The sequence below is a fragment of the Bacillus sp. B1-b2 genome, from assembly GCF_009183415.1.
In the GTDB taxonomy this organism is placed as follows: domain Bacteria; phylum Bacillota; class Bacilli; order Bacillales; family Cytobacillaceae; genus Niallia.
Genome location: NZ_WEHU01000026.1, coordinates 16,669 through 38,985, shown reverse-complemented (window position 1 = coordinate 38,985; position 22,317 = coordinate 16,669). Strand labels below are relative to the sequence as shown.

Below are 22,317 nucleotides of genomic sequence, written 5' to 3'. Positions count from 1 at the left end.
AGACTTATTAAAGCTTCAGCGACTCCTTTTTTTCCTATTTCAACCGGCCAAGCGACTTTTGTATCCAATCATGGAAGGATTTCCTCAAACGTATTGGAAAAAGTTTTGAAATCTTTTAATACGGTTTTCCCTTTTTCCGTGAAGAGAGGATAGATCACCATTCCTTCGATTTTGTCTCCTTTCTTATCATAAGGTAGTGTATCAATGATTTGAATTTTATCGATAATTCGGTCAGCACCATACCCTGATAATAGAACAAGAATGAACAAAACAACGAGGGTCTTTTCCATCTATTTCATTATTATCCAACATTTCATTCAAGAGGCTAGTTTAAGTACAGTAATTTTAAAAATTACAAACTCTAATGCGTTCTGATTTTAATCCATAAATTTACAGTTGACTTTACAAACTGTAATAATTAAAATTACAGTATAGCCAGTAGATGAGCTGAATAATATGAAGGAGTGTGTATAAGTATGGTTAATTTGTATACGACACCAAGTTGTACTTCTTGCCGAAAAGCAAAAGCTTGGTTTGAAGAACATCAAATTGAGTATATTGAAAGAAACATATTATCCAATCCCCTTACAGTCGATGAGATTAAATCAATTCTTCGATTGACTGAAGATGGGACTAATGACATTGTTTCAACTAAATCAAAAACATTTCAGGAATTAAATGTAAGTATTGAATCTCTTCCACTTAATGAATTTTATAAATTAATAATCAACTACCCTCAAATGTTGCGCCGGCCAATTATCCAAGACGAAAAAAGATTACAGGTTGGATATAACGAGGAAGAAATCCGCAGTTTTTTGCCTCGTAGACTTCGCACATTTTCGAACGTCGAATGGCAAAAAGTGGCCAATTAATATTATTTCGGAAGGAGGAAGAAAGTGATGATTGAAGTATTCGTTACAGTTAATTATAAAGATAAAAATTATCAAACCAATGTCATTGTAAATAAAGAAATGGCATGGGAAAAAATTAAACAGTTAGCAGAAGAACAAGTTAAAAAACAATGGGGTTATTAAACTTAATTATACAAAAATTTCTAAACAAACAAATATGTTTACGCACCTTTAAGGAAGTGAAGGTGATTCGTAAAGATTTACAGGATGCTTGGAATTCCTTATTCATGGTTAAGAGTTAATACAACATTTCTAATTAGATACTTGACAAGATAAACTGTAATATATATTGTTACACTATGTTGATTGATTTTAAAAAAAGATGCAGAAGCTATATGTAAAGCAAAAAGGTAATTAGCTGTGTTGATTTATAAGGAGGCAGGACATGAATAGTGATTTTACACTTGCCATTCATAGTTTAACTTATCTTGCGTTGCAGCCGGACCGTATGTCAACAAGTGATGGTATCTCAGAGAGTGCTGGTGTCCACCCAGTACGCATTCGTAAAGTGCTGAGCTTGTTAAAAAAACATGGATTTATAAAATCAAAAGAAGGAACCGGCGGCGGATTTATTTTTACTCTAGAGCTTAGTGAAGTTAATCTTTGGGAAATATATATGATAACCTCTGAAGGTGCTTTACAGCCTAAGTGTACTGATTCAAATGAAAAGTGTATTGTGGGAGCAAATATGAAAAGTGTATTATTTACAATTTTCTTAGGTGCGGAAGAACATTTGGGTGAATATTTAAAGAACTATACAATTAAAGAAGTTGTCGATCTTATAAATCAAGAACAAAATAGCGGCTGTGACTGACGGCCGTAGACTTCTTTTTATTAAATTGTAATAAAAAACATTACAGATTTATCTAGGTGATATATCCCCGATGACTGTAGCTTAAAAAAAGGTTCTATCTTGATTACATTCATAAAATACAAAAATAACTTAAGAAGGTGAAAAAGGATGTTGACGAATGGTAATTCCGTTTTGAAAACAGGTGATTGGATTAAGGGAAAATCAGAGGATGGGGAATTAATAATTGGTTATATTGAATCACAGAGTATTCTGGATGGAGTTGTTAAAGTAACGGTTGCTACGAGTGACAATCGTGAAACGCTTGGCAAAACAATTCCGATTTTAAGTAAAAATGTTAGGAAACTGCCACTTTCTAAGGTGGTAAACAAGGAAGAAATTCTATTTCTAATAGACTTGGCATTATCAACGGGGGATGAAGCATGGTTTATTGAGCTTTCTTCCAAGTTAAACTCAATCAATCAGCTTGTTGATGGAGTACATTAAAACTTATACAAATTATATATAGATTTTTTAAATTAAATTACAACGTGTTTGGAAATATTCATTTTTCGTGAAAATCGTGATTCATCACTAACGGAGCCAGTAATGGTTTTCCGTTGTACATATGAGATATGTATAAGGTATATATAGTTTTAATATCATGGTTATATTCGGTTAGGACAATAACAACAAGAATTATTGTAAAATATTTATAAAGTTTATAGATAACATATGCAATTAATACATATATGTTATCACGTCTGTTGATTAACTAATTTTTATCACTAAAAACTAATAAAAAAGAGAGATTCCATGTAAAATGTAAGTTACCACACAAACCTTTACAAGGAGGAATCTCTAGGCTTGCGAATACCACGATTTTCACACTACTTCAAAACTTTATTTCACAAAAAGAAATCGACGGGATTCTAGCTGTTCAGTTTGAAGATACGGCTCGTAAATGTGATGTATCAACACTTTTAAACTACTTGGTGGGTGCCGCTACATTTGAATGGAAAAGTATGCACCACGCTGCGGATGTTGCACCAGCACAAGGCTTGAAATCAGTGGATTATTCGACACTTTCAAAACGTTTAGGTGAACTGAATTATCTCATCGTGAAACGCATTTTTGAACGGATTGTCAGCCGTTTAATTAAAGTTTTTACACAAGCGCATCCAGGTAAAATCAGATGTAGAAGCCTTGTCATTTGCAGGTTTTACACGCCTGTTTCTTTGGCATGCACTTCCATTAAAATGGCGAATATACGTCGAAGAAATTCTGTCGTCAGCTCGGATGATGTATCAAAAAAGTGTTACGTGATTTTGGCTAATCAACACGTGTGACATTTAAGTATAGAAGAAAAGCGAAAACTCACGTATCGTAATTGTTGCTTAGACAAACCACGATAGGAGTTTTCGCCTTGTATAACCAGTTTATCAAATTGATTTTACCGTTACCATCTTTTTTTACAATTTCTTTGCCAACCGACGATGAACCAAACGGATTTCCATCTGCCATTCATGTGTTGGATCGCTTTCATCTCGTCCAATTTTTCACGGATGCCCAACAAAGATGTAGACGGTATTTAGGTGAAGTAAAGAAACACCATAAATCACGTTTTATTGACCGCTGCTTAGCACAAAAACCTGCAGAATTAACAGCGGAAGAACGTGGGTGGGTTTGTGGCTGAATGGCACAAGGAAGATTTGCATACGAAGCATATTTATCAAGCATTAAATCACATACGTTATGAGTTATTCGATAAGAAAAATTAAAAGTTTTGCCTTTTTGAATTTGCATCCGTCAAAGGATCGATATTAATATTGTATTGTATTTTAATGTCCATCTTCTCAAACAATTCAATCCATTTTTTTTCTTCCATTGGTTTTGAGAATGGTCTTTTTGTTTGTATGCCAATCTGTAATGGATCCACTTTCAATTCTTGCATCTTTTTAAACAGTTCATGTGTTTGTTTTTCAAGATGGGTTTCGATATCTTTTTTCATATTTTCTAATTCCTTTGGGTCAAATAATTGTTTCTCTCCCCGGTATTCCTCAATTCTAGTGTCCATATTCACGGTATAGGTCATTGTAGAATAGCTGCTATCGAAATCTACTATTACTTTAGATCTAACATGACCCAGTACAATTTCAAATTTTTGAATCGGTAAAACAACTAAGTAGTGATCGTTGTTTATCAGCTGGAAGATACGATCATCTAAAGATGAAATAGTTTCAACTAGCTTGTCATCTTTAAACAAGGCTGTACCTTCATAGTTGACCCCATCCTCTTCTATTTTGAATACAGGCAAAAAAGGATCTGAATAAGGAGTATAGAGCAAATTTTTAAATTGATGAAGATTAACGACAGTTAATTCTCCTTGGTTTTTTTCCTCATAATGCTTCAGCATACGGTAAAACGAGTAATCAAAGTTTTCATCTTTGTCCAATTGACTTTCCAAGTATTCATCAAAATTTCCTTTTACGATTACTAAATAGATTCTCGGAGAAATATCCGGATCAGTCAATAATACATTTATAATGGACATAATGCCGTCTCTTCCAAGTTCATCACTAATTACCAGCATCCGCATTTGTCCAGATTTCATTTCCTGGTAGAAGTTGAGGTTGTACTTCTGTACTCCCTCCTTTAATAAGCTGACTTCTTGCGACATAACAAACTTCTTTTCTTTACTTAGAGGAGGCAAAATTGTACTGACTTTTAATTTCCCTGTATCCCCCTTACTAATTGCCAAAAAGGTAACGGGAGAAATTTCTTCAATAAGGTTATTTTCGGTAAAAGGGGCACAGCCAGATAAACAAATAGTCATAAAAAGAAGTATTAATCTATTACATATCTTTTTATGTAGACGCACTTTTTTTAACTCCCCTTTTTTTCATTGCTAAAACAATAACAAGTGGAACAAGAAAATAGCTTATGCTTCCAGCTATAATTTGAAGATTAAGTAAAAAATTCTGCTTCTCCCAAGGCTTCCAAAATAATTCATTCACAAGAATCATTCCGATAAAAATAAGGAATACACTGAATAACAAACCTTTTCCACTGGTTGGCTTGCTCAATTTACCAAAAGCTATTCTAGATGCTCCATAAAACAATAGTAGAAATAGAGAAACTGCAAAAACTAGGTTAAATAATTCAAAGGAAAGCATGATCATATCAATTCGTTCAAACACTGGGTTTTGAAAATAACGGGACATATTAATAATTGGATATTGAGTTTTACTTAAATAATTGGAACCGAAAAAAAATAGGGATGCTATAAATAGGAATACATACTCTACAACGGTGAGAGCGTTTCCGTAAGACAAATAGCGAAAGGTTTTATTGTTTGTTTTAAGCCATGGTCCCAAAAATACCAGAAATTCCGGACCAGAATAGGAAGACAAAATTAAAAAAACGGCTTTCCAATTTTCTACTTTCCACTCCATTGGAATAAGTGGATACAAATCACTGAGTTGAGCTATTGGAGGGAAGACGAAAAAAACGAAAAATGTGAACATCCAAAATGTACAGAAAAAAGAAATCAACACAAAACGAATGGTATGTTCAACGCCCCTACCTGCGACATAAAAACATAACAACAAAATAAAAAAGACAAGAAAATTTGTATCTGTTGATGGAAGTATAAATGTTTGAACAATTTCGATGAATCCTAACGTTATGACGGAAAGTTTAAGTAGAATAAAGAACAACCCGATGAAAGAGAGAAAACGTACCAATTTTTTCCCAAACAATTGGACAAATCCATTATATCCATTGCTAGATAAACGGGTTAAAAGCCACTTCGATAAAAGAAGAAGGTTTAGTTGGGATAATATCCCGACAGCTATAAGCACCCAAATCATATATGGATTGATCAAGATATTTGGCATAATCAGAAAGAAGTATAGCATTTGGAGGCGATTTACCAACAACATGGCATAGAACCCATTATAGGTTTCATTCTTTTTAAATAATTGGTGGGTTTCCATCATCAAGTCATCTCCTAGTTTTATCTCTCTTCTGTTTTAGAGGTTTAAGATGCTCTGGACGCTCCAACATTTTGACTAATGGCCCTCGAATGAATAAGTCAATCCAATCCTTACCGAAAAAAGGGGAAACTGGTGAAAAATAGGGTTGCTTGATTGAAGACAAGCTATTAAGATGAGCCAAAATAGCAATGCTTCCTAGTGCAATCCCAATTATCCCAAGTAAAGAAGAAAAAACAAGAAGCATCAATTGAATTAATGAATTTGCTTTTGTCATAAGGTAGTTGGGAATAAGAAAGGAAGCTATCGTCGAGATCCCAACCATGACAATTAATACTTTGGTAGCGAATCCAGCCTCAACAGCTGCTTGACCAATCACAATACCACCAATAACCCCAAGTGTTTGACCAGTTTTTGTAGGCATTCTTAAACTTGCTTCTTTTATGATTTCAATAAAAATTAACATGATAAATGCTTCCCAAAAAGGAGTAAAAGGAAGCATGCTCCTTGATTCGACCAAGACCAGAAGTGTTTGCATAGGAATCATTTGATAGTGATGAGTTGTCAATGCCACATAGAAAGGAATCAATGTGATTGACAGAACAAAACTGGCATATCGGATGATGCGCAAAAAACTGGCAACTACCCATCGATTAATATAGTCCTCGGGTGATTGGAACAAATGGAAAAAAGTAATGGGTGCAACAAGAGCAAATGGTGTATTGTCTACCAGAAGGGTGATCTTTCCTAATCCCAGAGAATAAGCAACTACATCAGGCCGGTCAGTTTGCTGAAACTGAGGAAAAATACTGTTTTGATGTTCCTCCATGAATGCCGCAACTTGAGAGGAGTCAAAGAAGAGATCAAAATTAATTTCAGAAATCTTCTCTTTGACTGTTGAAACAAAATCTGGATTAGTCAGCCCCTCTATGTACATTAAAACAACACTTGTCTCACTCATAGAACCGACAGTAAACTTCTCTGCTTTCAGTTCATGTATGGGGAGTCGTCTTCGAATAAGCGTAATATTTTGTTCTACTTGTTCACTAAAGCTGTCCTTTGCTCCGAACAGAATGGTTTCTGTTTCGGAAGTTTCAATGGCACGTCCAATAGGATTTTTTAATGGCACAGCTAACCAAAGGTTTTGCGAAGAATCAAATAACAAAATGGAACCTGAAAACAACTGTTTTTTTGCCTCTATAAAATTAGGAATGTGAATAATGGAGGAATTCGTAATACAATCTTGAATAGACGGTTTGGAACATTTAGTTAAAGGTTTTATAATGCTTTCATTTAATTTTTCTTGGTCAATGAGAGTTCGTATGTAAACAAGATGAATTTTTCGAATAACGGAAATGTCAATTTCCACAAATTCTGCATCATCCATTTGAACGAGGCTTTTTTTCAGAGCTTCTATCGATAATTCTGATTCAGCTATTGATTGAGCAACAAACTTACTTTCAATTTGTTTTTTTTTCCAAAACATGTACATCCCACCCCTCTTATTGAGAAAAAACATTTCTAGTCGTACTTAAAAATTTCATATTCATACACATTGTTACCAATTTAATTTTAAAATATACAAAACACGTAGAGGTGCATAACGACCCAAGAGGAACAAAGGCAATCCATAATAGATAGGCCTTCTTCATCTTAAAGATTGTTATAATAAAGAAGTGTCAAAAGCTAACTGTAGCTTTGGATGCTCTTTTTTGTTCAAAACACGAATCTTACTAGCCAGGGAGTTAAAATTTAGAGATGAATAACAAAGATATAGCAGAGATTCGAAAACAATTTAAGTTGGATAACGATTTACTGAAAATAGTGGTGGAAGAAGAGAGTACTCCTACTTTGGATACTAAAGAGATTGAACGTGTGCTGAAGGCGAGCGGCGTAAAAGATATGAATACGGAAAAAGTGGAAAGGGCATTTCAGCAGGTGGTTGAAGACAAAACGTATGAAATGAAAGCAAGCCATATCGTTCCGAGTTACGCGTCCAAGTCCATTAAGATCAGCACAAAAGTAGCGAATGTTGCAATCAGCCCTCAAGACTTGAGATATGTCAAACAGGTCAATTAAAATGGCAAACGCTGTCTATTGATCAAGGTGGAAGAAGACTCGATGATTGAAGGATTTAAGCTGCTTCCGGAAGAGCTGTTGGAGTAAGAGAGATTGGGTGATCCTTCAGCCAGCTATCTAAAATGGACAGGGGAAAAAACCTCATTTAGCCCTGTTACGGTGAACCGTATCACAAATAGTGGTAAAGCAGAGAGTGGAAGTTGAATTAAGCAAAACCGTATTAGAACAAATTAAATAAATTAACAGCCCCTAAGGATTTTATATCAAGTCTGAAGGGGTTTTATATTTGTCTTAGAATAAGTTATAACAGGGGAATAAACGTTCTGTTTTTGTTAAACTATTCGATGGTTAACGGTATAATAGTACATAGAAGAACGTAGAAAAGGAAGGTAGAGCAATGTTAAATAACATAAAAACTTTGATCTATCAACCAGAGGGCAGGGATACATCAGTAGAAGTTAAAATAGCAGATGAAACAGTTTGGATGACACAGAAGGCAATTGCAACACTTTACCAAACCACTATGCAAAATATAACAATTCATTTATAAATATTAGTAGAATATTAGATTTACTTCAAGATACTAAGTATTATATAGTACAAAATAAAGAAGGAACTAGAAAAGTAAAAAGGAAAGTTTTACATTATAATCTAGATACTGTTTTTAATATCGCTATAAGAGGCCAATATTTTGAGGAGTTTAATAATCTTATTAATTTCGCGCAAACAAATGGAACGCAGATTTGGAGAAATATTAAAAAACTCTTTAGAAGGAATTGTTTATATTTATGATAAATATAGAGTGGACAATTACATCGTTGATTTCTATATACCACAATTAGAATTAGTGATTGAATATGATGAAAAACATCACAAAAAACAAATAAAGGACGATAATTAATCTTCTTGTTGTTGTCTTTAATAAGGATGGTGACAACAATGATGAATAAAAAAATAATTTCTGGAAAAGATAATCTAAGACAAAATATAAATTCTAAGAAAGAAGTTGAGAACAATGAAAGCAGTTACTTTTCAAGGTGTAAAAAATATGCAAGTCAAAGAAGTACCAAACCCAACAATTCAAAAGAATGATGATATTATTGTTCGCATTACTTCAAGTGCAATTTGTGGTTCTGACCTTCATATTTATCAAGGGGCAGTACCAGCTACAAAAGATTATGTATTAGGACATGAGCCGATGGGTATTGTTGAAGAAGTTGGTTCGGAAGTTACAAAGGTAAAAAAAGGTGATAGAGTAGTTCTTCCATTCAACATTTCATGTGGTCATTGTCATTACTGTCAAAATGAAATGGAGAGCCAATGTGATAATTCTAATCCTAATAAGGCTGTAGACACTGGGGGTTATTTTGGTTTCACTGAAAGATATGGTGGGTATCAAGGTGGTCAAGCGGAACTCCTTCGTGTACCATATGGTAATTTTATTCCTTTTGTTATCCCAGAATCAGTAGAATTAGATGATGAAAAATTGTTGTTTATGTCAGATGTATTACCTACCGCTTTATGGAGTGTCGAGAATGTAGGAGTTAAAAAGGGTGATACAGTTGTCGTTCTTGGTTGTGGACCTGTTGGTTTTATGGCACAAAAGTTTGCATGGTTGAAAGGTGCAAGTCGAGTGATTGCAGTTGACAATGTTCCTTATCGCTTAAATCATGCTAAAAAAATGAACAATGTGGAAGTAATTAACTTTGATGATTTTCCAACATTTGATGATGCTGGAAAATATATTCGTGAATTAACAAAAGGTGGAGCAGATTGTGTCATTGATTGTGTGGGAATGGATGGGAAGAAAACTCCTAAAGAAGCACAAGAACAACAAATGGGTTTAGTTGGGGGAACTACAAGCCCTATACAAATTGGTATGCAAGCTATTAAAAAATTCGGAAATTTACAATTAACAGGTGTATATGGTTCTGTTTACAATCAATTTCCTTTAGGTAATTTATGGGAAAGAAATATTCGTATAAGAATGGGGCAAGCACCTGTTGTTCATTATATGCCAATATTGTTTGATATGATTCAAAAGGGTGAATTTGACCCTACTGAAATTATCACGCATGTTGTACCGTTAGACCGAGCAAGTGAAATGTATAAAACCTTCTATGAACATGCAGATGATTGTATAAAAGTAGTTTTAAAACCATAATGAAAAATATAATTATTTTAATTCTTTACGCTTTAATGGTTTCAAGGATAATCCCGATAGTCCAAAAGGAATTGGCATACCAGTATCGACCTTAGTTACATATAAATAGGTATTTGTTATAAAAAAGGTGTTTTAATAATGCTAAAAAGCAGTGTGATTTCAGGTGTGAAATCCACTGCTTTTATGCATGTTTTTACATTTGCTTTTTCCTACGTGGGTACTTCAAAAGAGAATGGCTTAGTCTTAATTAGGTATCCCCTTTAAATAGATATTAAATTTCAATTTTAATTACATTTAAATGTTTGTCCCTCGTAACGTTACGATGAACCGTATCACAAATAGTGGTAAAGCAGAGAGTGGAAGTAGTGCTTGATAAAGAGTGGTTAGAAAAATTGCAATAAAATTAATGAAATAATTCAAAGTTTAATTTCAAAAGAGGGAATAACAATCAGATACAATCCCTCTTATATATTTCTTCAGAGTTATTCAATATGCTCAGACGACTCTAGTAATGCTTTGCTATAATTTACTCCAGCATTATAAACTTGTTTTGCACTAACAAAGAATATCCAAAACGATAAAAACAATACAGTTATAATGACTGATATAATTTCAAAAATAGGAACAGCAGAAATATTAAGTCCAACACCATAGTTTTTATAGATTGAAAATAATTGTATTGCTATTAATATTGAACATATTGTTAATCCGAAAGTTTTTAAACCAAGTAAATTTCTAGCCTGTCCATAAGAAACATTTTCATTAAAAATTAAAGAATATTTAGCCTTGTCTCTTGTTCTTTGTCTTAGGTAATCAATACAAGAATTAAATTTCTGGATTGCCTCTAAGGGGTCTTCTAGTTCTCTTTCTTTTGTTGGGATATCCACGTTTGTTAGTAACCTTAATTTTTGGTGATAACGATTTTTTGTTTCTTTATTTAATGTTTTATCGTTATTCCTTAAAATTATAGTAGCAGGAAGAGCCCCCCACATTAATAGATAGTTTATCTTGTACTTTTTTTCCTGAAGTTCTTGCAAGTATAGAAAGTGGAATTGATATGCCTAAACCAACAATTAGACTAATAATAGTTCCTTCGAGTGACCGGATTTCAGGGAACCAAAAATACAACCAAATGATAATTGGTGCGACCGTCAATAATGCAGATAGATATCTTGCCTTCCTTTCATAGGTATTAAGTAGAACCTCTAGATTCAATTTCTTTCTCCCCCTTATTATTTGTTATTTTTCAACATTTGGATTAAAGGAAAGGGGAGTTATGGCAGTCCAACCTGTCCTAGTCGGCATATTTTTGTGATGTCTAATTGTTGCACCTCTTCTGATAAAGGCATTCACTACGACTTTTTTTGGATGGTCTTCAGTCAGTTTTGATACCGAAACTAAGGTAGTAGTAGTCTGTTCGGTACCCTCAGATACTTTTTCACCAATAATTATATCAAGAACACTAGGTTGAAAGATAAAAGGGGGAATACGATGAAAAAAATCACTTGGTTACTGACAGTATTACTTACAACCATACTACTAACTAGCTGCAACCAACCTGCTAGTAGTGATGAAGCAAAGAATATTGATCGAGAGGAAACAAATCGATTAATAAGTGAAAAAGACACACAAATTAGTGAACTACAAAAAGAAAAAGAAGATTTACAAAACTCATTAGAAAATATTGAGTTAGATTTAAAATACACAAAGGAAGAAGCGGATTATTACAAACAATTACTTAACGACATAATAATAGATTTTAGAGATGAACAGGAAAATGAACTCTCTAGAGATTTATGGGAATATGAATTGAATGTTAATGGGATAGTAGTTTCGGATAATGGAGTTGTAAACACAAAAAATAATATTATTGAAATATCCATTGTACAAATGCAACCACCCTATCAGATTTTACCTAATAATGTGTTTTTAAATGGTAAAATCAGTGGTGATTATTATGATCATATCTCAGATTTTAGCCAAACTCCAAATGAAACTTATGAAACTTATGAAACTTATGAAACTTATGAAACTTATGGAACTGATGGAACCATTATAACTGGGATGCATTATAAATTTAATAACCTAAATGCTGGTTCAACTATTACATTCACCATTACGGATGAACTGAAAGAAAGGCTAAATTTAATGACTTCTCAAATTATCGTAACTAAGGTTGAATAACTACAAAACGTGATTCAATTAGATGCTATACATCAATTAGGAACTCCGCCTTATTAAAGTAAAACGGGGAGCGTTAGTTGAATAAAAGCAATAACAATTAGGCTGTCATTTTATGGAATCCTAATTTAATAGTAATAAATCAACATTTAACACTAACACAGCGTTGAGAATTGTAGTTTTGGTGGTGTCAGGAGAGCGAGGTGACACCGTCATTTTTAGGGATTGCAAATTCGGTGGTGTCAGGAGAGAAAGATGCCACCGTCATTTTTAGGAATTGCGAATTTGGTGGTGTCAGGAGAGCAAGATGGCACCTTCATTTTAAGGAATTGCGAATTTGATGGTATCAGGAAAGAGAGATGGCACCTTCATTTTAGGAAATAGCAGATTTGATGGTGTCAGGAGAGCGAGATGGCACCTTCATTTTAAGGAATAGCAGATTTGATGGTGCAAGGAGAGCAAGATGGCACCTTCATTTATAGGAATTACAGATTTGAGGGTATCAAACGTTAGGAATGATACCCTCTTTTATAAGAATTATCTTTTTGACGTCAGAATAATGGAACGCACCCTAGAAAAAGGGACAAATTGAAATGAATATCCATACATAGTCCGATATTGTCCCATTCTTTGCCTAAAGTTTACTCACATGCACCAACTCATCCTCTGGATCGATCCATAGATGATGATAATCTGGTAGGCCTAAGGAGTTAATTTCAAGCCCTTTTAGAAATGGTTGATAGCTCAACTTATTCGTTGCGTGATAAAGGAAATGAACGAGAACATTTTCTTTTAACATATCTTCAATTCTCTGTAAGTGAACCATTCTTCCCTCTGAAGTTTCCACCCTTTGAAATACCTCTAGTTCCAAATCTATATTTTTTTGAGTATCCTTATCTAGGAATTTTCTAAAAAAAGAGTTTTCACTTTTGTAAATGGTTAATAAGCTTAATTCAACATCCTGATCAAGTATGACTGATAATAGGAGGATGTCCCCATTTAAAATAGACTCATCCGTATCGTAATTAATAGGATGGAGATTAAGGGACAGACCAATCTTCCTCCCTTGTTTTTGTAACCATTCGGCACTTTCATATCCTTCATTTAGATTAAAATAATATAGATAAATAGTTTCCCCGTTATAACCACTTCTTAGTAAGTACTCCTTTGCTTTAGCAATAGACGATTTATTTATTTTGTAGAGTCTACTTACATCGGGCAAAAAACTAGTGGCAGCTAAACTTCTATTTCCTCCAAGTCCCTTTATCATTTCAACTGGATTCATGATTTCTTGAATAGCTAATTTAAAATATAGGTTGTGCTGATAACCTTCTTTATTTTGATTAAAGGCCAAAAATCTACTACCTAACAACTGATAATCTAATATAACTGGGTTTGAGTCTTTTTCCGTAGCATTCAAGGCAGTAAATTGATTTGGGTATGCATGCCCTCTTTTATTCATCCATATATCAAGTTGGTCAATTAGAGCTCTTTCACGAAAGTATTCTTCAAAGGCTTGGAGACATATAAAATTTTTATTGAATTCCTTTACTAGAAACGGACCTGTTCCAATTGGAATGTGGTTTTGTGAGTGGGATGGATGAATGATAGAACAGTGAAAGGATGATAAAATTCTTGGGAAAAATAAATTTTCCCTCTCTAAATGAAATGCGATGGTAAAATCATCAACAATGACTACCTCCCGGATATCTTTTAATAGTGGATATATGGCAGAGTGACTTCCTTCTATTAAAATTCGTTTCATTGTATATTGTACTTCTTTTGCAGTGACCATTTCCCCATTATGAAATCTAACACTTTTTCTTAAATAAAAAGTCCACTTTCTTCCATTGTGTTTCTTTTTCCAAGCATAAGCTATACATGGATTAGTTTGGTTTAATTCACTATTATATGAAACCAATGTGTTAAATATCTGATTTACCAAATGAGCCTCAGAATAAAAAATGGTTTCTAAAGGATCTAGTGAATGAACTTCTTGAGGAAGTATTATTCTTAGGATGCTCTTAGTTCCAAAATGCGAATGTTCAATACTAGGGCCGAGTTTTTCATAAAGAGACTGAAATAAAAACTTCTGATTTTCTTCAGAGAGGGTAGGGGAGTTTGCGAGGTCAACGATATCCCCTACCCTATTTTCGGCTGACATCTGGAATATGTACTCCTCCACTGTTTCGCTAAATGAGGAGTGGTAAACCAAGGTTGAGAGGTTTCCTCTTCCTCTCCCAGGCTTCCATGTAATTCTTTGTTCTTCACTCAATTTCTTAAGCAAATAGTTTGTGTTTCTAATAGAGCTACAGAAAGTTTCTGCAATTTCACTAATAGAAATGCTAATTTCTTCGTAGGGCTTTACGGCTTTGTGTCTAGCTCTTAACAAAATTAAATACTCCATTAATCTCAAATTGGTCCCTCCCATAAAAGGTGCAAATGTTACTTGTTGTTTTCACTTTTTATCATTTTATTTCAGGTTTAAAGTAAATACAACAGATAATTTCAGAAATATGGAGGCGAGGCCGATGCTTGAATTACTTAAAGATAAAATATATATCCGATATTGGTTGGCGGTAGTTGTTTCTTTTCTAGGTGATGCCATGACGCTAACTGCTGTTGTTTATTTTGTCGGAACCCATACAGACAATCCCCTAATGATTAGTTTCGTTTTTGTTGCTCAATTACTGCCAGTGGTCATCATTGGACCCTTTATTGGGCCTTTAATTGACAAATATTCAAGTCGATGGGTAATGGTATATTCAGATATATATAGATTTTTAATGGTATTCTTAATGGTATTTTTCTACGAGAATATCCCATTATTGTTATTACTAGTATTTTTACAAGGAATTGGAACAGCTTTTTTTGAGCCAGCTCGTATGTCTTCCATTCCAACTATTGTCGGTGACCATCGTATTCCTCAAGGAATTGCACTATTTCAGAGTACGATAGCTGTTATTAAGTTAGGTGGGCCTGTAGTCGCTGGGCTTCTATTAGCCTTTCAATCCCCGAAGAACATATTTTTTATTGATTCATTCACATATCTTATTTCGGGAGTTCTTATCTTTAGCTTATCTATTTTAAAGATAGATTCTAACAAGAACCAGCCTAGCTCAAATTCGTATCTGAAAAATCTGTTTGATGGAATAGTGGAGATGCTTAAGACCCCAATTTTATTCTTTATGATTTTATTTCTAGTCCCTGTCATGATGGCATTTGGAATGTTTATGACAAACTATAAGGCCGTTATGCTCCAAGTGTTTGAAGTATCAAAAATTGAATTTGGTGTGATGGAAGGAATCTTCGCATTTGGTACGGTGATTGGTGCTGTCCTAGGGTCAAAGCTGTTAAATAAAATGGCCCATTATCGTTTATTATATGTATCGATTGGTGTACTAGGTTTTTCTATTATATGTGTATATTTCATCACGGAAATAAGCTTTCTATCGAATTCGCTCCTATATCCATTAATATTGTGGAGTTTAGTGATTGGTCTTACAAATGCTTTAATGATGGTACCTACGAGTACGATCTTTCTTCAACATATTCCTGAGGAAATAAGGGGAAGAGGTACAGCCATTTTCTATTCGATATTTAATCTATTTTTGTTAATGGGTACCCTTATTGGTGGATATTTAGGGGGAATAAATATTGTTGCAACCTTGATTGTCGCAGGTTCCGTTTTAATGATTACTGCCCTTACTTATCCTTTATATAGAAATTCTACCTTGCTCGTAAAAGTAAGAGATACAATTAAACCAAAAGAAGTATCAAATTAAGTAGTCCTCCCTTAGTGAAAGCTAAGGGATTTTTGTTGTGCCCGGCATGGGCGATAACTTGGTGGTGTAAGTCCACTACAGGCTTGGCAGTAGGGAAATCTCTTCTCCTCTAATTATTTCATTTTTTTTGTAAATTTCATAGACTAAAAGAACTGTGTTATTTATCATAGAAGTGTATTAACTATTATTAGTGCAGCTTGATTCACTTTGATTAAATATGAGGCGGAAAACTTAGGGTTTTTCAAATCTCGGCATTGATTTACAAAAAAATACCCTTCAATATACTATGGGTGAAATGAGTGTTGAAAGTAAAGAGAGGCTCTTATTCATAAAGACTATCATATTTGCAGTTTAAGTCTTAATATGACTTTGATCGGACTGTTCTTATGAGAAAAAAATGGCCTAGTTCAAAGTGAGAAATAAAAAGATTACTTTACCCCATTATTAACGCTTGGAATAGAGCTGTAAAAAAGGTGCAAAATTAAAAACAATTTTTCACTTTTATTAGTGTTACAAAATAGTAAAATAAGGTCTATGTTAGGTAATAATGATTTCATTTCACACCACAGGGACTACTTCAGGAAAAAAAGTAGTATTTAACGCTACCGGAGCAAATATTATCTATAGAAACGGGGGAGATTATTATATTTCAAACATTTAACAAAAAAAATATGGTTTGCTCTACTCGTACTTCTTGCATCATTTCTTAGCATTCATGCTATCATTCGTTACTACGTACTCGACCCGGAACAATCTAATGCTATTTTAATTGAAATAGGTTTTGTAATGTATGAATTTAAAAATATTATTTGGAATTCAGCATTGTATATACATATTTTAACAGCTGCCGTACCATTAATAGTAGGGCCTTTCCTTTTTATAAATGAACTGCGCAATAAATACTTAAATACACATCGTGTTGTAGGTAAAATCTATGTCATTTGTATATTCATTAGTGGATTAATAGGGATTTACCTAACTTTATTTGCATTTGGAGGAATATTAGCTAAATTAGGCTTCTTTCTTCTAGACCTAGCATGGATTTATACAACATACAAGGCCTACTCATATATTCGAAATAAAAAACTTAAACTTCATGAAGAATGGATGATAAGAAGCTATGCGGTCACATTTGCTGCATTGACATTCCGTATATGGTCAGCAATCATTGGCTGTACATTTGATAACTTTACACTTGGTTATGTAATTGCCGTCTGGTTGTGTTGGACTGGAAATTTATTAGTGGTAGAAGTTTGGTTGAGAAAATCTAGAAGAATGACAGCCAACATTCAGTCCCCAGTTAATTTAAGGTGAAAATACTAATAGTGAGGATAATAGGATGGAGTTAATAAGAAACTTTGAGCATAATAAGAAATTAAGGGGCAGTTTTAATGAACTGGCTACTAATACCTTTGGTATAAGTTTTGAAGATTGGTACGAAAAAGGATTTTGGACAGAAAAATATTCACCTTTCTCCATCGTACAAAACGAAAAAATAATAGCAAACGTTTCTGCAAATAAGGTAGAGTTAATTATTAATAATGAAAAAAAGCGTGGGATTCAAATAGGTACGGTAATGACTCATCCTGATTTTCGAAAATTAGGACTATCTCGTAAGTTAATGGAAATAGTGCTTGAACATTATGAGAACCAATATGATTTTATGTACTTATTTGCTAATTCTACTGTGCTAGATTTCTATCCTAAGTTTGGTTTTAAGCGAGTACCGGAACATCAGTTTACAATGAATATACCGTCAAGAATAATTCCAGTCAGAAGAGTGACTAAACTGAATGGTACTGATTCTGAAGTGTTAAATAGAATTTTCCAATATAGTAGAGGTAGATTACCAGTATCTTTTATTTTTGGTTCAGAGAATTCACAGGAATTGCTTATGTTTTATTGTCTAAATGTCTTTAGTCAGGACATCTATTACATAGATGATTTAGATTTGTTTACAATTCATATGCACGATGGGGAAACTCTCCATCTTTTTGATGTAATTAGCCAAAAGGAAGTAACTATTTCTGATGTTATAAATAGAATTGCTAACGAAGATACGAAAAATGTAGTTTTTCATTATACTCCAGATTACGGGGATATTGTAATTAGTAAAAAGTTAATTGATACCGAGAACGATGTGCTGTTCATAAAAATAAAAAATAATTTAGATTTACCTGAATATTTCAAGCATCCCATTACAGTACAAGCTTAGTATTTATATATATTACTAGTAAAGAGAGGGATATAAAAATGAAGTATTTATTATATGGTTCATTAGGGTTAGTAGTAATTTTTATTGTTTTATATTTAGTAGGTTATTATTCTTTAGGAATTATTATAAATATAATGGAATGGTCAACAAAATATATTTTACCTTGGGTGGCTCTATATTGGTTTATTCAATTTGTAAAAGGTAAAAAAAGAATAAAATTTTCTATTAAGAAAACCAGCTAGTAGTTTGTAATCATTTTTCAATAAAGAACTTAAATATTATTGGAAGTTTTTGTTTTCTATTAAAACAATTGGTTTTATTTGTAAGAGTTTGGTGGCCTAAGCGTGATAGGTAAGATCGAGAGTTATGCATCCCACTATTCCTATTTTCTAATCATGTGGCTTACGACAACTGTATTGAAGAAGACTAGGAGCATCAATGGAAGGTAAACAAAATTCCTCTTAGTCTATAATAATTTGATGATTGACAATACTCGTTCATTAGAATATAAAGGAAGAAATTACTATTAAAAACACAAATTTGGTAATTCAGATACTAATGGAGGTTGTCTAAATGTTCAAATCCTTTGTTTTTAGACACCTTCCTTTTAATGGGGTGTAATTAACTTGTTTATGAATCTCGTATTACTGTTTATTTTGGAAGTATGTACTATTGTAGCAGTTAGCTATTGGGGCTTTGTTGTTGGTAAAGGAATAGTTTTTAAAATACTACTAGGTATTGGTGCACCCTTATTGATCATGATGATATGGGGGCTATTTGGTTCCCCAGCAGCACAAATACCCTTAACAGGGGGATATCGTATTTTACTTGAAGTAACTATTTTCGGGTGTGCGATTTTGGCACTATTAGCTGTAGGTAAACCGACATTAGCATTTGTCTTTGGGGCATTAGTCATAGTTAACAAAATCCTAATGTATGTATGGAAACAATAAGCCATGTAGTCATCAACAAATAAAGGGGATAGGTGAATGGAGAATGCGTTTCGAATCAAACTAGGTGGAGTTATGTCTATCATTGCAGGTTTCTCTCTTGCTACAGCTCACTCTATTAATCTACTGTTTTCAAATGGGGAAGGTATAGTAATAGGAAAAGCCATTGTATTTATTGCTCATCTTCTCATCGTTTTTGCGTTTTTTGGATTTCATGAATCACAAAGAGATAAAAATGGTATTTTCGGATCAATAGGTATGGTTTTAGGTGTAATTGGCACGATTATCGTAACGGCCATTGTGTTTGTCGAGATGGCTGGCGTTTCAAATGTTAAGATTGATGAAATATTTGCAGTTAGTACAAATCACTTTATTTACTCGTTTGGTCCACTGCTTTTTGTATTGGGGATGATCTTCGTTGGTATTTCAATGGTGAGAGCGAAACTATTTCCATCTGCAGTTGGACTATTACTTATTCTTGGAACGATTGTTTTTGCACTAGGGACGGTAGCAGGAAATTTAGAACCGCTCATCTCCACAACCGGGGCAATTATTACTGGACTCGGGTTTATATGGGGAGGACTCTTTCTTTTTAGGAGGAATTCTATGTGAACGATAAAAATCGAAGCTTAATGATTTTTTCTCCAATATTAGTTGTTGGTTTAGGATTTTTGACAGCAACCATTGCTGTGCGGTTAATCAATGAATGGGCATGGGTACCGCTAGCTATTATTTATTGGAGTACGATGGCATTTATAATCTATCGTCATAAAAGAACTACTTTTACAAGTTGGTTGCAAAAGCCAAAGGGCATAAAGGCTGGATTATTTTAGCCTTTTCCGTCACTCCTTCCTGCCTGCATTCATATTTGGATGGCATACATTAGATTCAGGATTAATCATCTCACTTTGGATACTTACTTTTCTTATTAATCCGCCTCTGGAGGAGGGCTTCTGACGTGGGGAGTGTTTTCCATTGCAAATCGGAGTCCTGTCACCTGGACTGCCGTATTTCTAATGGGTTTAGCATGGGGTACATATTTTTATAAGACAAAAAGTTTACGTTGGGTGATTGTTGCTCACATTTTAAACCTTTGTGTTCCAGTGTTTTTAAATAAATTTACGGGGATGTAGAGACTGTTCATTCATATGTTTTAGCTAGATGCAACCTCTATTGAGCTTACCCACTGCAAGTGAAACTTATTTTTCTTTCATTAAAATTAGGCTCATTTATTGGTAACGTTAATTTCCATTTCATCAGCTACTTGATACGGCCGATAACGCTGGGCGTTCTCATTAGCTACTGAAAAAGATATGCTATTCGAAAGGATTAGTAGTGAAGAAGCACTCATCGCTGATGTCGTTTATCTTGCGCTTCAATTAACACTATTATAGTCAACATTGTTCTTTACATAGCTGAAAATAAAATATGAGGTGGCTTTATGAAAATATTCCATAGCAAGGATTTTGTAATTACAGCACAAGGTATAAGCAGTGTAGAGAGCATTACAATAGGGGGGATAAAACAAAGCATCTTAATACAAGCGGATAATCCTGGTGCACCTGTTTTACTCTTTATTCATGGAGGCCCAAGCATGCCGGTGCCTGGTGTCTCCAATAGGGGACGTGATTATGCTTTAGTAATGACGACAAAGGAATTAGTCAAGCATTTTACAGTTGTTTTCTGGGATCAGCGTGGTACAGGTAAATCGTATGCAAAGCAAATTCAAAAAAATACGATGAACTTAAAGCAATTTATTCAAGATGGGTGTGAGGTTACCGATTATTTAAGGAACCGGTTTAGTCAAGAAAAAATCCACCTCATGGCACATTCGTGGGGGAGTGTGATTGGACTGTCGCTTGCCGCATCTTATCCAGAAAAATATTATTCATATACCGGGTTCTCACAAATTACGAACTGGGTTGAAAATGACAAGTTAAGTTACAAGTGGCTGATGGAAATATCGAAGGTGAAGAATCATCAAAAAGCGATAAAGGATTTGCTTGCCGTTGGGGAGCCACCTTATTTAGATGGATTTAAACAGTGGGCTGCAATTCGTAAATGGCAATTTAAATACAATTCGATGTTCCATGATGCAGGTGATAAAAAGTCAGCGACATTTTTTTCGGGACTTAAAATTATGTTGCAGTCACCGGATTACTCTCTTATCGACGTATACAATTCCCTTATACGCGGCTTTAAACTCTCGTATACGGAAGAATTGCTCAACGATATTAATACCTTCGACTTCTTTACAGAGGTTCCCTCATTACAAATACCTGTCATGTTTATTCATGGAAGTAAAGAAAAGCATGTTATGCCTGAACTAATTAAAAGATACTATGAGAATCTAGATGCTCCAGAAGGAAAAAGGTTATTATGGTCGGATAAATCTTCCCATGCCTTTCATTTGGATGATGCAAGGGAAAATGAGCAGAGGTTAATCCAATACCTGCTTTAATTTAAAAGGTTCTAACTATTTATTAGAGAAGCAAACCACTACAAAAGGTGAGGAGGAGAGAGAAGAGAATGGAATTTAAAGAGTTTCCGATTATTAACACGGATCGTTTTTTACTTCGACAAATGTCATTAGCTGATGCTCCAGGTGTCCTAGAGGTACTATCGGATAAAGATGTTACAAAAGATATGGGGATTCGCCCTTTAACAAGTGTAGAGGAAGCAGAAGGTGTAATTTCATTTATGAACAAACTATTTGATTTAAATCAAGCACTTAGGTGGGGGATTATTAAAAAAGATACGAATACTCTTATAGGAACGTGCGGATTCAATGGTTGGGAGGTCCAACGCGGGTCTAGGGGTGAGGTTGCTTATGATTTAGGAAAGCAATATTGGCGAAAAGGATACATGACTGAAATATTAACTCATGTCATCGGTTTTGGCTTTCATGAAATGAATTTGCATCGCATCGAGGCATTTACCAACATAGATGCAACACCGTCAAAAGAAATTTTACGTAAGTTTGGTTTTTATCAGGAAGGGGTTTTACGTGGCTACTCCTTGATTAATGGGGAGTATGCAGATCAATATTGTTATTCTCTTTTAAAAACCGAGTGGGATTTTCAGATGTACAAAAGAATTAGAGCTAATGATCGGATATAAGCACCGTCCACTTAAATACCATCAATCAAGGATATTCTATTTACATGTTAGACACATTACACCTGAAGAATAGGGAAGGATATAGTATTTGAATTAAAATTTTTCTTTAAATTTAGAAGGGCAGGAT

General features: G+C 34.0%; 26 protein-coding genes and 1 pseudogene. 20 read left to right on the top strand and 7 right to left on the bottom strand.

The annotated features are described in order from the left end of the window. Positions 1–68 precede the first annotated feature (68 nt). Positions 69–290 carry a hypothetical protein gene (locus F9279_RS19705; RefSeq protein WP_031537018.1) on the bottom strand — a complete coding sequence of 74 codons (222 nt, stop codon included), beginning with the start codon at positions 288–290 and terminating at the stop codon, positions 69–71. 186 nt (positions 291–476) lie between these two features. On the opposite strand from F9279_RS19705, the gene spxA reads away from it, so the two are divergent. The 5 genes from spxA to F9279_RS19675 all read left to right on the top strand — a co-directional run bounded on the left by spxA (position 477) and on the right by F9279_RS19675 (position 3,397). After that, positions 477–872 carry a transcriptional regulator SpxA gene (spxA, locus tag F9279_RS19700; protein ID WP_031537017.1) on the top strand — a complete coding sequence of 132 codons (396 nt, stop codon included), beginning with the start codon at positions 477–479 and terminating at the stop codon, positions 870–872. A gap of 27 nt (positions 873–899) precedes the next feature. Continuing rightward, positions 900–1,034 carry a BA3454 family stress response protein gene (locus F9279_RS19695; protein WP_031537016.1) on the top strand — a complete coding sequence of 45 codons (135 nt, stop codon included), beginning with the start codon at positions 900–902 and terminating at the stop codon, positions 1,032–1,034. 262 nt (positions 1,035–1,296) lie between these two features. Then, entirely contained in the window at positions 1,297–1,725 is a 429-nt protein-coding gene (locus F9279_RS19690) for an RrF2 family transcriptional regulator (protein ID WP_031537015.1), read from the top strand. 147 nt (positions 1,726–1,872) lie between these two features. Further along, positions 1,873–2,208: an IDEAL domain-containing protein gene (locus tag F9279_RS19685; protein WP_031537014.1), complete on the top strand. Its 336-nt coding sequence runs from the start codon at positions 1,873–1,875 to the stop codon at positions 2,206–2,208. Between the two features lie 940 nt (positions 2,209–3,148). After that, on the top strand, positions 3,149–3,397 hold the full coding sequence (locus tag F9279_RS19675; protein ID WP_193224633.1) for a transposase: 249 nt from the start codon (positions 3,149–3,151) through the stop codon (positions 3,395–3,397). A gap of 81 nt (positions 3,398–3,478) precedes the next feature. On the opposite strand, the gene F9279_RS19670 is transcribed toward F9279_RS19675, so the two are convergent. The 3 genes from F9279_RS19670 to F9279_RS19660 are packed head-to-tail and all read right to left on the bottom strand — an operon-like array spanning position 3,479 to position 7,182. Next, complete coding sequence (locus F9279_RS19670; RefSeq protein ID WP_047944582.1) at positions 3,479–4,537, bottom strand: Ger(x)C family spore germination protein; 1,059 nt, start codon at positions 4,535–4,537, stop codon at positions 3,479–3,481. A gap of 31 nt (positions 4,538–4,568) precedes the next feature. Then, positions 4,569–5,702, bottom strand: a complete 1,134-nt coding sequence (locus F9279_RS19665; protein WP_081836610.1) for a GerAB/ArcD/ProY family transporter — start codon at positions 5,700–5,702, stop codon at positions 4,569–4,571. Between the two features lie 4 nt (positions 5,703–5,706). Next, positions 5,707–7,182, bottom strand: coding sequence for a spore germination protein (locus tag F9279_RS19660; RefSeq protein ID WP_031537010.1), 1,476 nt, complete (start codon positions 7,180–7,182; stop codon positions 5,707–5,709). 344 nt (positions 7,183–7,526) lie between these two features. On the opposite strand from F9279_RS19660, the pseudogene F9279_RS19655 reads away from it, so the two are divergent. From F9279_RS19655 to F9279_RS19645, 4 genes and pseudogenes are all read left to right on the top strand, one after another. Beyond that, a pseudogene (locus tag F9279_RS19655) lies at positions 7,527–7,862 on the top strand (DUF4317 family protein); the annotation flags it as partial. Positions 7,863–8,172: 310 nt separating this feature from the next. Then, entirely contained in the window at positions 8,173–8,325 is a 153-nt protein-coding gene (locus tag F9279_RS25295) for a hypothetical protein (protein WP_155986740.1), read from the top strand. A 141-nt stretch (positions 8,326–8,466) separates the two neighbouring features. Continuing rightward, positions 8,467–8,676, top strand: a complete 210-nt coding sequence (locus F9279_RS19650) for a DUF559 domain-containing protein (RefSeq protein ID WP_047944579.1) — start codon at positions 8,467–8,469, stop codon at positions 8,674–8,676. A 114-nt stretch (positions 8,677–8,790) separates the two neighbouring features. Beyond that, the gene (locus F9279_RS19645; RefSeq protein ID WP_031537008.1) at positions 8,791–9,939 is read left to right on the top strand and encodes a zinc-dependent alcohol dehydrogenase; all 1,149 of its coding nucleotides are present in this window, start codon (positions 8,791–8,793) and stop codon (positions 9,937–9,939) included. 482 nt (positions 9,940–10,421) lie between these two features. Here F9279_RS19645 and F9279_RS19640 read toward each other — a convergent pair whose 3' ends face one another. Both F9279_RS19640 and F9279_RS19635 read right to left on the bottom strand, forming a co-directional pair. Then, positions 10,422–10,931, bottom strand: a complete 510-nt coding sequence (locus F9279_RS19640; RefSeq protein WP_035416352.1) for a ComEC/Rec2 family competence protein — start codon at positions 10,929–10,931, stop codon at positions 10,422–10,424. Continuing rightward, a complete protein-coding gene (locus F9279_RS19635; protein WP_031537006.1) occupies positions 10,891–11,154 on the bottom strand; it encodes a hypothetical protein in 264 nt (87 codons plus the stop codon). Before F9279_RS19635 ends, F9279_RS19640 begins: the two co-directional genes overlap by 41 nt. Before the next feature lie 276 nt (positions 11,155–11,430). On the opposite strand from F9279_RS19635, the gene F9279_RS19630 reads away from it, so the two are divergent. Then, complete coding sequence (locus F9279_RS19630; RefSeq protein ID WP_031537005.1) at positions 11,431–12,123, top strand: hypothetical protein; 693 nt, start codon at positions 11,431–11,433, stop codon at positions 12,121–12,123. A gap of 631 nt (positions 12,124–12,754) precedes the next feature. On the opposite strand, the gene F9279_RS19625 is transcribed toward F9279_RS19630, so the two are convergent. Beyond that, entirely contained in the window at positions 12,755–14,527 is a 1,773-nt protein-coding gene (locus tag F9279_RS19625; RefSeq protein ID WP_226793725.1) for an ABC transporter substrate-binding protein, read from the bottom strand. Between F9279_RS19625 and F9279_RS19620 the strand changes: the two genes are divergently transcribed. From F9279_RS19620 to F9279_RS19575, 10 genes are all read left to right on the top strand, one after another. Beyond that, a complete protein-coding gene (locus F9279_RS19620; protein WP_109768769.1) occupies positions 14,493–15,905 on the top strand; it encodes an MFS transporter in 1,413 nt (470 codons plus the stop codon). The genes F9279_RS19625 and F9279_RS19620 overlap by 35 nt on opposite strands. Positions 15,906–16,691: 786 nt before the next feature. After that, a complete protein-coding gene (locus tag F9279_RS19615; RefSeq protein WP_047944578.1) occupies positions 16,692–17,219 on the top strand; it encodes a DUF2306 domain-containing protein in 528 nt (175 codons plus the stop codon). Positions 17,220–17,244: 25 nt separating this feature from the next. After that, positions 17,245–18,120, top strand: coding sequence for a GNAT family N-acetyltransferase (locus F9279_RS19610; RefSeq protein ID WP_031537001.1), 876 nt, complete (start codon positions 17,245–17,247; stop codon positions 18,118–18,120). A 38-nt stretch (positions 18,121–18,158) separates the two neighbouring features. Next, on the top strand, positions 18,159–18,362 hold the full coding sequence (locus tag F9279_RS19605) for a hypothetical protein (RefSeq protein WP_031537000.1): 204 nt from the start codon (positions 18,159–18,161) through the stop codon (positions 18,360–18,362). A gap of 390 nt (positions 18,363–18,752) precedes the next feature. Beyond that, complete coding sequence (locus F9279_RS19600; RefSeq protein ID WP_031536999.1) at positions 18,753–19,073, top strand: YrdB family protein; 321 nt, start codon at positions 18,753–18,755, stop codon at positions 19,071–19,073. 36 nt (positions 19,074–19,109) lie between these two features. Further along, on the top strand, positions 19,110–19,682 hold the full coding sequence (locus tag F9279_RS19595; RefSeq protein WP_031536998.1) for a hypothetical protein: 573 nt from the start codon (positions 19,110–19,112) through the stop codon (positions 19,680–19,682). Next, positions 19,679–19,903, top strand: coding sequence for a hypothetical protein (locus F9279_RS19590; RefSeq protein WP_031536997.1), 225 nt, complete (start codon positions 19,679–19,681; stop codon positions 19,901–19,903). Before F9279_RS19595 ends, F9279_RS19590 begins: the two co-directional genes overlap by 4 nt. Positions 19,904–20,035: 132 nt before the next feature. Further along, complete coding sequence (locus tag F9279_RS26335; protein ID WP_160314233.1) at positions 20,036–20,203, top strand: type II CAAX prenyl endopeptidase Rce1 family protein; 168 nt, start codon at positions 20,036–20,038, stop codon at positions 20,201–20,203. Between the two features lie 308 nt (positions 20,204–20,511). Then, on the top strand, positions 20,512–21,531 hold the full coding sequence (locus F9279_RS19580) for an alpha/beta fold hydrolase (protein WP_031536996.1): 1,020 nt from the start codon (positions 20,512–20,514) through the stop codon (positions 21,529–21,531). A gap of 68 nt (positions 21,532–21,599) precedes the next feature. Further along, the gene (locus F9279_RS19575) at positions 21,600–22,190 is read left to right on the top strand and encodes a GNAT family N-acetyltransferase (protein WP_047944577.1); all 591 of its coding nucleotides are present in this window, start codon (positions 21,600–21,602) and stop codon (positions 22,188–22,190) included. The last annotated feature ends 127 nt before the right edge of the window (positions 22,191–22,317 follow it).